Here is a 9,298-nt window from a genome sequence, read left to right as displayed (position 1 = left end):
CTCTGCTTTAACGTCTCTATCTCCCTACGGTATACTTCACTAGGCTCCTTTGTCACATCAATGCTTCTAGCCTTTATTGCTAGAAGCAAGTATCCTCCATCCCTTAGAAATAGTAATGCATTGTCTGCGACTATAGCAGCTTGATCCGGTTGCGCAACATCCGCATATATCCCGTCAACTGTTTCAACAACATGCCTATATTCATGCGGCTTTCTAGCATCGCCTAGTATTGGATAAATGTTCTTTCTCACATCGGCAACTAATACTAGTTCCCTCATAACCCTGGGAGCGAATTCAACACCGTAAATTCTGCCTTTTAAGCCGACGATGTCCGAGATGTGACTGGCAGTGGTTCCAGAGGCTATTCCAAGGTATAGTATTCTATGTCCCTCCCTGATCGGCTGCTCACTGAGACCGTTGGCTAATGCACCAGCCAACTTGCTCCTGTATAGATTCCACTCCCTGTACTCGACATTGTTTATTCTATATAGTTTCTCACCATATACCCTGTGACCTGGAACCAGGTTCCTTGTGGCAAGTTTAAGGCTACCGTCATCAAGCTCTACAACGTATACCCCGTAGTATTTTTCATGTGGTTTTACCGAGACCGGTTGACTCACATGGATCACCTCCCACCCTTCCTCCTGGATTTAGGAGGCGGCCTAGGCCTCTTCTCCTCCTCTTTCTTTGGTGGAGGCTTAGGATATAGTTTCTTTATTTCTTCAACTCTCTCCTCGAGCTCCTTTACCAGCTTGTCTCCAGCTAACCTGCCACTGAAGTAGTCGATCTTGGCTGCTATCGATAATTTTGCAGCCAGCGCCCTGGCTATCTTACCTCTCTGCCACTTAGGGCTCTTATGTATGAATGGATGCTGGAAGATCACTCCATGCTTAGGCGGCTTGCCACCGGTTCTCAGGGCTCTGAACAATGCTTTCTCAGCACCCAGTACCTGTATGGTGCTTGCTGGCAGGACTGCTAGTTTTTCTAGCCCCCCGGCTAGACTCAGTAGCCTCGCCCCTAGTTTAGGCCCTACAAGCGCAGAGATATTCGGGGCAACCTCCTTCATTACTGCATCAATATACTCGTCCAGAGTACTTCTCAACTTGTAGAGATCCAGTATTATTCCAGCCAGTATCTTTATATAGTTCATGTCGAAATCACTTAGGTCGGCACCTATACTGTTCTTTGCCGCCTCAGCAAGCTTTCGAGCCTTTTCCTCGCTATACCCTAGTTTACTGAGGTTTTCCACAGTATAGTTGGAGCGGTGTCCCAGCTCATATACCAGCTTAGCGTACTCAGGGTGTTCCTTTACTAGTTCATCTAGTTCTGGGAAGTGGATGCTATACCATTCCCTGAGCCTCGCAACATATAGGTTTATTGTTTTATCTATGTCATCGGTCGCCCTTATCGCTTGCACAGCCAGTAAGTCCCTTTTCTGAGCCTCCTTCCTTAATTTCCTCCTCGTATACTCAAGCATTATGTTATGGAGCTTCTCGAAGAATTTCTCCTGCGAGTCAACGTATCCTAGTTTAACCGCTAATTCAGCGATATCCCCCCTTACATCTATGAAGATATTGTGACCTGGCACTATCTCAGGGCTTAGTCCATGAGTAGACGCTATTCTAGCTAGCGACAATGCTTCAACAATTACACTGGTTACACCGCTCTCCTTCAGCTTCTCCATTACCTCAGAATGCTGTAGCGTCTCCTCTCCTCTCTCAATGCTGAGCAGGTATTCCACGTTATCATCGATGCTCTCAGGTGACTTAGCATACGCTATTATTGAGCCGTCATCGCTTAAAGCGATTACCCCTATAACGCTCTCTACAAGATAAACCTTATTCATCACGATAACACCTGCCTTCCTAGTTAAGAGATCAAGTAAAACCATATTTAAATATCCCTAAACTATACTATCATGTTAGGTGGTTCAATATGCCAAGCCATGGCTCGCTAACAAAGGCTGGGAAAGTAAGGAGTCAAACCCCTAAGATACCGCCTAAGCCGAAGAAGAATAAACCGCCTAGGATCAGGAATAAATGGGAGTATATCAGGAGGATTGAAAGCCCGCCCAAGGAGGCTGCTTAGAGATAAAAATTATTCTATAACGAGTTTCTTACCTAGCTTCCTACCTAGCTTAACAAGCATGTCTTTAACCATTGCCTCGAAACTCCACTCAGGCCGCCATCCCCATTCCTCCCTAGCAACAGAGTCATCGAGTGATTTAGGCCATGAATCAGCTATTGCCTGCCTGAAGTCTGGCTCGTACTCTACTTCGAAGCCAGGTATGTACTTCCTTATTTCATTGGCTAGTTGCTCCGGTGTAAAGCTGAATGCTGTGACATTATAACCCACCATGAGTTTAAGCCTGGATCTATCGGCCTCCATTAATTGTATAGCCGCTTTCACTGCATCCGGCATATACATCATCGGTAGCATCGTGTCCCTTCTCAGGTAGCACTTGTACTTCTTACCCTCTAGAGCATAGTAGAATATTTCAACTGCATAATCAGTTGTACCCCCGCCTGGCAAGGCTTCGCTACTTATAATACCCGGGTATCTGACTCCTCTTACATCAACCCCGTACTTTAACACGTAGTATCTTCCAAGTAGTTCGCCAGCGTATTTCGTTATACCGTACATCGTGGTTGGATCCATTATAGTATACTGGGGAGTATTGTACTTTGGAGAGCTGGGGCCAAATGCAGCTATCGAGCTAGGCCAGAACACTTTAATACCGTGCTCCCTTGCTGCTTCAAGCACGTTTATTAAACCATCCATGTTTATCCTCCATGCCAGCATAGGGTTCTTTTCCCCTGCAGCTGAAAGTATTGCTGCTAAATGGTATATCGTGTCAATACTGTACCTCTCTATAACTTTCTCAAGTGCATCCCTATTTAAGACATCTACCTGTTCAACCGGTCCATCGAGGAGCTCAGGCAACTCCGGCTTCTTAGAGTGATAGCCTGCTACAACATTGTATTTCCCGTACCTCTCCCTTAGAGCCGGCACCAGTGCTGAGCCTATCTGCCCTGTTGCACCGATCACTAGTACATGGGGCATATTACCAGTTCACCCTATATTATTCCAAGCCTCTTTCCATGCTTCTCATATGCTGCCAGCGCTTTATCCAGGTCTTCCCTTGTGTGCCCTGCATTGACTTGATTCCTGATCCTCTCTGTCCCTCTAGCAACCATCGGGTATACTATTGGCACGACGAATACTCCTTCCTCGAAGAGAGACTTGGCTAGCTCACGTGTTTTCTTAGTGTCACCTATTATAACTGGTATTATGGGCGTCTGGCTCTTCCCTGTGTTGAATCCAAGGTTGTCTAACTCCTTCTTGAAGTAGTTTCTATTATCCCATAGCCTCCTGATCCTCTCCTTCCCTTCATCGCTCATAACTATTTCAAGCGCCTTCAGGTTGGCAGCGACTACTGCAGGCGGGAATCCAGTGCTTAACAGCCATGTCCTAGCCTTGTTCCTAATAAATTCTATGACCTCGTAGTCTGAGCCTATCATGCCTCCTGAGGAGCCGAGGGCTTTAGAGAACGTGCCAACGTGGAAGTCTACTTCCTCCTCGACACCCAGATGGGCTGGGGATCCGTGTCCCTCTCCCAATACCCCTTCACCATGGGCATCATCCACATACACCATTGCATTATATTCTCTCGCCAACCTAACTATCTCTCTCAGGGGCGCTATATCACCGTCCATTGAGAATACTCCATCGGTTATTATAAGGATCTTTTTGTATTTCCCATGTACTTGCTTAAGCTTGTCCTCTAGGTCTGCTACGTCACAGTGCTTATATATTACTTTATCAGCCCTTGAAAGCCTTATACCATCAATTATGCTTCCATGGTTTAATTCATCAGAGACTATGACGTCTCCTTGCTCGACTATGACTGGAATAGTGCCAGCATTCACAGCGAAGCCTGTGGGGAAGACTAGCGCGGCCTCCGTTCTCTTGAACTCGGCTATCTTCTTGTGTAGAGCATCCAGTATCTCATGGTATCCTGCAATAGCCCAGACCGCGCCTGGACCCCATCCATATTTCTCCATGGCCTCGATGGCCGCCTGTTTAAGCCTGGGGTCATTGGCTAGATTCAGATAATTGTTGGATGCAAGCACTATGACCTCTCTTCCATCAACTATAGCACGGGGACCAGCGGGGCCCATGAGCCTCTTTATCTCCCATATCTCTCCTCTCTCAATTAATTCTTTGAGCTTTAACCCATAGTACTCCTTTACCCAACGTTTTACCATATGTTTCCACCATAGACGTATATACTATACTTACCCATCTATTTATAACTTTATTTTTACGGTAAATGGTATCAATTGTGAAATCAACTACCCCAATCCATTGTAAGTGTGAGCCCCCCTTAATGATGCAGGTATATCATGCTACTTATTGATATTTAAGTAGAATAGGTTCTATATTTTCTAACCGGTGATTGAATGGAGCTGTATTATGGTTATAGTGGTAATGTAGCTAGGATACTTAGAAGTATAGGGGTTGAACCAGGTGATAAAATAGTCGTAGTGTTGAAGGATGGAACTGTTTTCAACGGGATCCTCATGCCCCGCCAGGTCCTCTATTCCGGGAGGCCTGTGCTGGTCTTAAAACTAGATAACGGCTATAATATAGGTTTAAACATCGACGAGGTAAGCGATTTAAGGCTGGTTTCGAAGAAACAGGTTCATCACCATGTAGGTGTCGAAGCCGTTGGGAGGGCTGAGGGATTACCCCGTATAGTATTACTGGGCACGGGAGGTACGATCGCATCCAAAGTTGATTATGAGACGGGAGCAGTTACACCGGTCCTCACCCCTGGCGAGATACTTGAATGGGTACCGGAGCTGGCTGAAATAGCTGTCTTTAACGCTAGGGAGGTAATGAGTATTTTCAGCGAGGATATAGAGCCACTTCACTGGGAGAACCTATCCCGGGAGGTATATAAGGAGCTCGTTGAAGGAGTCGATGGCGTTGTAATAGCCCATGGTACGGACATGATGTCTTACTCTGCTTCAGCCCTAGCATTCTCAATAGTGAATAAGCCTGCTCCAATAGTGTTTGTTGGCTCCCAGAGGAGTAGTGATAGGCCGAGCAGTGACTCAGCGTTTAATCTAAGAGCCGCATTCATAGCTGCCTCCAAGGGGTCCTTCGCTGAATCCGTAATCGTAATGCATGGTGAAACATCCGATACATACGCGCTGGTACATAGAGGCGTGAAAGCCAGGAAGATGCATACTAGTAGAAGGGATGCATTTCAATCAATAAACGATAAGCCGATAGCCAAGGTGTATCCTGAGACAATGGAGGTACGGATCGTGGGAAGAATCATTGAGCACCGTGGTAAAAACAAGGAGGCACAGTTAAAGAATAAGTTTGATGACAGGGTGGCACTGGTTAAAGTCTACCCGGGCCTCCAACCAGAGGTGCTTGAGACGTTGATAGATAAGGGCTTCCATGGAATAGTCCTAGAGGGAAGCGGGCTGGGACACATGCCTAACAAGCTCATCCCAGTTATAGCGAGGGCTGTTGAAAACGATATACCCGTGGTAATGACTAGTCAATGCCTTTTCGGCCGCGTCAACCTCTACGTCTATAGTACTGGTAGAAGACTACTCGAAGCCGGCGTGATACCGGGCTCTGATATACTTCCCGAGACAGCTTATGTAAAGCTCTCATGGATCCTTGGCAGCGTATCAAGGGACCTTGAGGAAGTTAGGAAAGTTTTCCTCACGAATCTCGCTGGAGAATTCAATGAGAGGCATATACTAGACCTCTACCCGAGGTGGAATCATGAGTAGGATCAACTATAGTGAAACCGGGTTAAAGGTCGGCCTCGAGATACATGTCCAATTAGATACGGCGAGGAAGCTCTTCTGTAAATGCCCAACCCTCCTCAGTGAGGCAGAGGCCCGAGAAGTATTCACGAGATACCTTAGGCCGGCTAAGAGCGAGGTAGGCGAGATAGATAGGGCTGCACTGCTTGAATGGAAGAAGAACAAGAAGTATGAATACGAGGCCCCTGTGGAGTCGAGCTGCCTTGTTGAAGCCGATGAGGAGCCGCCCCACGAGATAAATGAGGATGCATTACTAGTTGCATTAGCATTAGCCAGCTCCATGAATATGAGGATCATTGATGAAATACATGTGATGAGGAAGATAGTTATCGATGGTAGTAATGTCAGTGGTTTCCAGCGTACAGCGTTAATCGCTGTAAACGGTTACATAATGGATAACGAGGAGAAAATAGGCATACAGACACTATGCCTGGAGGAGGATGCAGCTAGGAAGATCGATGAGTCTGAGACCACTGTAAGATATAGAATCGACAGGCTTGGCATTCCACTGGTAGAGGTAGCTACGGCGCCGGATATACATGACCCGGAGCAAGCCGTCAGGGTAGCATTGAAAATAGGACAGTTAATCAGGCTCACGGGAAGGGCTAAACGAGGCCTGGGAACCATTAGGCAGGATCTAAACATAAGTATCAAGGGCGGTGCAAAAGTAGAGATTAAAGGAGTGCAACACTTATATTTAATCTCGAAAGTGATAGAGTACGAGGTGTTAAGGCAGCTTAAACTCCTCGAGATACGTGACGAGCTAGTTAAGCGTGGCGTGAGTCCGGAGAACATATCAGATAATATAATAGATGTCACAGATGTATTCAGGGATACAGGTTCGAAGATAGTGAAGAAGGCTCTCTCAATACCTGGGGGCGGTGTATACGCTGTTGTATTACGGGGCTTTAAAGGATTACTTGGGATAGAAATTCAGCCTGGGAGAAGATTTGGAAGCGAACTAGCCGACTATGCTAGGATCTGGGGAGGAGTTGGCGGAATCTTTCACACGGATGAGTTGCCAAACTATGGGATCACTAGGGAAGAGGTTCAGGCTTTATACGTGAAGACAGGGGCTGATCCAGGTATAGATGCCATAGTAATAGTAGCAGATGTCAAGCAGAAGGCTGTGGAAGCATTAAAGGCGGTGGTCGAGAGAGCCAGGATAGCTGTTATAGGTGTACCTGAGGAAACACGTGCCGCTAACCCGGATGGTACAACGAAATACATGCGTCCACGCCCCGGCTCAGCCAGGATGTATCCAGAGACAGATATACCACCCATATATGTTACCCCAGAACTCATGGAGAAAGCTAGCAAATTAATCCCAGAGCCCCCTGAGAAGAAGTTGGAGAAGTATGTAAGGGAGCATGGATTAAGCACGGAACTAGCTAAAGCAGTAATTAATGATTTAAGGCTCGACCTCTATGAGAGACTAGTGGAGAAATACATGGGTAGGATACCAGCATCAATTATAGCGTCAACACTGGTCAACATTATTCCCTCATTGAGGCGTGACGGGGTACCCATCGAGAATATCGATGACTACGTGATCGAGGATGTCCTGGATGCGGTGGCAAACAATGAGATAGCTAAAGAGGCCATACCAGATGTATTGTCAAGTATAGCGAGGAACCCGGGCAAGAGCATTAAGGATGTTATAAAAGAGCTTGGACTAGGCGTTGTCTCAATCAGTGAGCTAGACGAGTTGATTAATGAAGCAATAAAGAAGAACATGGATAAGATCACCGCTAAAAGGGAGAAGGCCTTCCAGATAGTTATGAGCGAGGTCATGAAGTCTGTTAGGGGTAGAATAGATGGAGCACTCGTAGCTGAAAAGGTTAGAGAGAAATTAAAGGAGATACTGAAATAAAATCATGCAGCGATGACGAGTACTCCCGTCAATGAGTGGTGATTAGAAGGCATTTGGCTGAGCCGTTTATCTCCACAGCTTTCACTCTATTTAAGATAAGATAGGTTTTGTGTCCCCAGTAGGACTTCAATATCACCCATGATCCTATCTAGGTTTTACTCATCCGGGGCAAATATTTAGAAGTTATTTAGAATCAGCAGCGGCTCTTTTATCTACTTTCTTTTAAAGAAAAAGGATGCTAGTTATTTTAAACTATATTTATTTTAAGGCTTAGGAATACAGTATCATAATGGATGAGGATCCTTGGCCGCACAGATACCCCGATGGGTAAGTGATGAGATATGGTAGCCTCCGAAGTTGAAGAGGCAATAAAAAGTGTTCTCGCTGAGAACAAGTACAAGGTCATAGTTAAAGATATATGGGAGAAGAGTCTTACAAGTGGAACAATGGGTTTTAGACTGATCTACGGTATCAAGGAGGATAGTGTAGTTATAGCTAGACTGGGTATGAATTCTATTAGGTTAACGATAATTCTAAGAAATTCATTAAGCAGTGAAAAGGCATCTCGGCTTGAGGAGGATGGATGGAAAATAGATGTAAGAGATGAAGAGACCGTTCTCTCACTAAGAATAAATAATGTTCAAACAGAGGCGAGATATATCTGGGAGTTACTTGTTAAGTCACTGGGTTGAAACCACTATTGAATGAGACGGGAGAGGTATATTAATGATAACACATGAGGTTTTAATGAATGCTATAGCATTACTTAACAACGGGGTCAGCCTCAACATTGTTTCGAAAACCCTTGGTGTTAATAGAACCCAGTTGTCAAGGCACCTGAATACGTTAATTAAGAAGAATCTACTGGTTAAATACTTGAATGTCTTTATAGATCGCCTGCAAACACCTGTTTCCATAGTTATTGGGGAACTTAAGCAGAAGGCAACGGGCCTGAGGTGTCTTCTCGGAAACCCTCCTTTAATTATATCTTATTACTCGTATACATCGCGTCCAACCATTATAAGTTATGTGAGAGACGACTATAGCGGGATAGATGCCAGATCTATAGCTGCTGACGCATGTAGGATCGTGTTTTACGGTAGAATATCACAGGTATTAGTACCTATACAAGTGGTTCAAAACCCCGGGTTTACACTCCTGGAGTCCAGCGTATTCATTGATAAGGATATATTACTTGATGAGGCAGATGAAGTGATAGCCCTCGAGTTATTCAGGCTCTTTAACCCCTGTATATTTGGCAGGTGGAGAACAAGTGACCTGGTTGGAACCCTTAAGAAGAGCCTTGGGGCAAGGGATACATACCACCATTTCACCAGACATGCCGTGGCCTTAACACGCAAGAAATATGTTTATAAAGACAGCGGCATGTACTCCCTAATATTCGTATCATCTGATACGCTTGACGCTCTAGCAGCATTGCTGAGTCAGCTACATGAATCCCAGATACTTATAGACGTGGAGCAAGCAAACATGGTGAGCACTCATCCATTCATTGGCGTAATTCATGCATGGATATCCCTGGATAAGCTGTATGATTATAATAAGGGGC

The 9,298-nt window shown here is 45.5% G+C and carries 9 protein-coding genes; 5 read left to right on the top strand and 4 right to left on the bottom strand.

What is annotated here, in order from left to right; all coding sequences use genetic code 11:
* On the bottom strand, positions 1-620 hold a 620-nt coding region (locus ACP5N5_RS04060), incomplete at its 3' end, for a fibrillarin-like rRNA/tRNA 2'-O-methyltransferase (RefSeq protein WP_428133184.1).
* 5 nt (positions 621-625) lie between these two features.
* Positions 626-1,846 carry a hypothetical protein gene (locus tag ACP5N5_RS04055; RefSeq protein WP_042667957.1) on the bottom strand — a complete coding sequence of 407 codons (1,221 nt, stop codon included), beginning with the start codon at positions 1,844-1,846 and terminating at the stop codon, positions 626-628.
* Between the two features lie 89 nt (positions 1,847-1,935).
* Here ACP5N5_RS04055 and ACP5N5_RS04050 point away from each other — a divergent pair, with 89 nt between their 5' ends.
* Complete coding sequence (locus tag ACP5N5_RS04050; protein ID WP_012608483.1) at positions 1,936-2,088, top strand: 30S ribosomal protein S30e; 153 nt, start codon at positions 1,936-1,938, stop codon at positions 2,086-2,088.
* A 9-nt stretch (positions 2,089-2,097) separates the two neighbouring features.
* On the opposite strand, the gene ACP5N5_RS04045 is transcribed toward ACP5N5_RS04050, so the two are convergent.
* Complete coding sequence (locus tag ACP5N5_RS04045; protein WP_012608484.1) at positions 2,098-3,063, bottom strand: NAD-dependent epimerase/dehydratase family protein; 966 nt, start codon at positions 3,061-3,063, stop codon at positions 2,098-2,100.
* Positions 3,064-3,077: 14 nt separating this feature from the next.
* Positions 3,078-4,268 (bottom strand): aminotransferase class I/II-fold pyridoxal phosphate-dependent enzyme, encoded by a 1,191-nt coding sequence (locus ACP5N5_RS04040; RefSeq protein ID WP_428133180.1) that lies wholly within the window; start codon positions 4,266-4,268, stop codon positions 3,078-3,080.
* 195 nt (positions 4,269-4,463) lie between these two features.
* Here ACP5N5_RS04040 and gatD point away from each other — a divergent pair, with 195 nt between their 5' ends.
* The 4 genes from gatD to ACP5N5_RS04020 all read left to right on the top strand — a co-directional run.
* Positions 4,464-5,819 (top strand): Glu-tRNA(Gln) amidotransferase subunit GatD, encoded by a 1,356-nt coding sequence (gene gatD / locus ACP5N5_RS04035; RefSeq protein ID WP_042667585.1) that lies wholly within the window; start codon positions 4,464-4,466, stop codon positions 5,817-5,819.
* Positions 5,812-7,728 carry a Glu-tRNA(Gln) amidotransferase subunit GatE gene (gene gatE, locus ACP5N5_RS04030; RefSeq protein WP_428133177.1) on the top strand — a complete coding sequence of 639 codons (1,917 nt, stop codon included), beginning with the start codon at positions 5,812-5,814 and terminating at the stop codon, positions 7,726-7,728. The genes gatD and gatE overlap by 8 nt, the downstream gene beginning before the upstream one ends.
* A gap of 341 nt (positions 7,729-8,069) precedes the next feature.
* Positions 8,070-8,420 (top strand): hypothetical protein, encoded by a 351-nt coding sequence (locus ACP5N5_RS04025; protein ID WP_012608488.1) that lies wholly within the window; start codon positions 8,070-8,072, stop codon positions 8,418-8,420.
* 34 nt (positions 8,421-8,454) lie between these two features.
* On the top strand, positions 8,455-9,298 hold an 844-nt coding region (locus tag ACP5N5_RS04020), incomplete at its 3' end, for a Fis family transcriptional regulator (RefSeq protein WP_428133174.1).

It is taken from the genome of Desulfurococcus sp. (genome assembly GCF_049970475.1).
Lineage (GTDB): Archaea > Thermoproteota > Thermoprotei_A > Sulfolobales > Desulfurococcaceae > Desulfurococcus > Desulfurococcus amylolyticus.
This window is presented reverse-complemented; position numbering and strand designations above follow the sequence as displayed.